The following is a 1353-nucleotide window of genomic DNA, read 5'->3' on the forward strand; positions in this document are numbered from 1 at the left end:
CAGCAGCCCCCCGCGGGCTTCCCACCGCCACCCGGCGCGGGATACCCACCGCCTCCCGGACATCCCGGCATGCCCGGCCCCGCCTGGGTCCCCCCGCAGCCCCAGCCGCCCAAGAACCGCGGCAAACTCGCAGCCCTCGGCTGTGGCGGCATCCTCCTCCTCGGCCTCATCATCGGCGGCATCGCCTCCGTCGCTGGCAACAACAGCGGCGACTCCACGACAGCTACGAGCAGCAGCAGCGACAGCCCAGCGGCAGGCGCCGACGACGACACCCCCACCGACAGCGGAGCCGACAGCAGCGACACCGACCAAACCCCGTCCGGCGGCACCGCAGCAGACCTCTACACCTGGTTCACCAGCGGCGGCCAAGACCACCTCAACAGCATCATTACAGACACCAGCGCCATCTCCCGCAGCGCCAGCACCCAAGACGTCCAAGGTGTAGCTGACGGCTGCACCAGCCTCTCCACCGACGTCGGCGACGCCCGCAGCGACACCCCCATCCCCGACAGCGAAGCCCAAACCCACTGGGCCAAGGCACTGTCCATCTACCAGAAGGCCGCCGCGCACTGCATCGCCGGCGCCTCCGGCATGGACGCCGACCTCCTCACGCAGTCGACGACGGAAGTCGTGGAGGCGACGCACGAGCTCGATGCGATCACTGCGCGGGTCAAGGAGATCCAGGACGGCAGCTGACCGCGCCCCGCCCACCCCCGTCGGCGGGGCGCTGCGCTGCCCAGAGAATCGACTCCCCATGGCCGACCCCATCCAGCCCGACGACTCGACCCTGCGCCACTACACCGCCACCGAGGTCGCCGCGATCTTCGGCTGCTCCCCTCGCTGGACCCTGGAGCAGGCCCACGCCAAGCGGATCGCCCACACGATCGTCGCTGGCCGGATCCGTTTCCGCGCCGACCACATCCTCGCGATCTCCAAGGCCAACGACGTGGATCACCGCCTGGCCTGAGCGGACCATGCCCGGACCGGCGGCGGCCAGTGGGCGCTACAGGGGAACGGTTCCGAGTTGCCCGACACCTGCCCATATCGGTCCGGTCCAAGTCCCGCGCACAACATCTGTAGCTGCGTTGTCCGGCGCACGCCGTAGGGCCGGCCAGCCGTGGTCGGCTGGTCGGCCCTGAACTGCGGTCGAGTGGACGGCGCGGCGGGCGGTCTTCGATGGCCTGGGGCGGATGCCGGCGTGGCACTCCGCCGGCTACCGTGGCGCCTTCGTCGTCTGGGTGGCGCTGGCTTCCGGGACGACGCCCGCCGTGCGGGCCGGGGACTGGGTCCTCGCCACCTCCTTCGCCACCCTGGCGGCAACGGCGATCTCGGCCGCTGGGCGGGGGCCGGGCC

General features: G+C 71.5%; 2 protein-coding genes. Both read left to right on the forward strand.

Going from position 1 to position 1353, the window contains the following annotated elements:
- Positions 1-69: 69 nt before the first annotated feature.
- Complete coding sequence (locus tag AOK09_RS36330; protein WP_055591431.1) at positions 70-696, forward strand: hypothetical protein; 627 nt, start codon at positions 70-72, stop codon at positions 694-696.
- Positions 697-754: 58 nt separating this feature from the next.
- Positions 755-967: a helix-turn-helix domain-containing protein gene (locus AOK09_RS36335; RefSeq protein ID WP_055591432.1), complete on the forward strand. Its 213-nt coding sequence runs from the start codon at positions 755-757 to the stop codon at positions 965-967.
- Positions 968-1353 lie beyond the last annotated feature (386 nt).

It is taken from the genome of Peterkaempfera griseoplana (assembly GCF_001418575.1).
GTDB classification, from domain to species: domain Bacteria; phylum Actinomycetota; class Actinomycetes; order Streptomycetales; family Streptomycetaceae; genus Peterkaempfera; species Peterkaempfera griseoplana.

Bases quoted from the DNA above. Each gene is read 5' to 3' on its own strand.
- AOK09_RS36330 (WP_055591431.1), top strand. From the start codon at position 70: ATGCCCGGCCCCGCCTGGGTCCCCCCGCAGCCCCAGCCGCCCAAGAAC.
- AOK09_RS36335 (WP_055591432.1), top strand. From the start codon at position 755: ATGGCCGACCCCATCCAGCCCGACGACTCGACCCTGCGCCACTACACC.